Source organism: Burkholderia sp. BCC1993 (assembly GCF_905339865.1).
GTDB lineage: Bacteria > Pseudomonadota > Gammaproteobacteria > Burkholderiales > Burkholderiaceae > Burkholderia.
The window spans coordinates 1-301 of the sequence record NZ_CAJPGZ010000081.1; the positions used below are offsets into that span (position 1 = coordinate 1).

Annotated in this window: 1 protein-coding gene; it reads left to right on the forward strand. The window is 65.4% G+C overall.

All coding sequences use genetic code 11. The annotated features are described in order from the left end of the window. A partial coding sequence (locus U4Y91_RS36665; protein ID WP_321809136.1) for a hypothetical protein occupies positions 1-301 on the forward strand: 301 nt, incomplete at both ends.

The window sequence follows — 301 nt, forward strand, 5'->3', positions numbered from 1 at the left end:
GCGAGCTGATCGAGCTGGTTGCCGACGACAGGCCAGTCGACGTCGAGGTCGACAGCGAAGCGACCGAGCTATCGGTCGAGCTCAGACCCGTCGACAACGAGCTGATGCCCGTCGAAGTCGAGGTGGACAGCGAACTGATCGAGCTGGTCGCCGACGAGAGGCCCGTCGACGTGGAGGTCGACAGCGAGGCGACCGAGCTATCGGTCGAGCTGAGGCCGGTCGACAGCGAGCTGATGCCAGTCGAGGTCGACGTGGACAGCGAGCTGATCGAGCTGGTTGCCGACGACAGCCCCGTCGACGT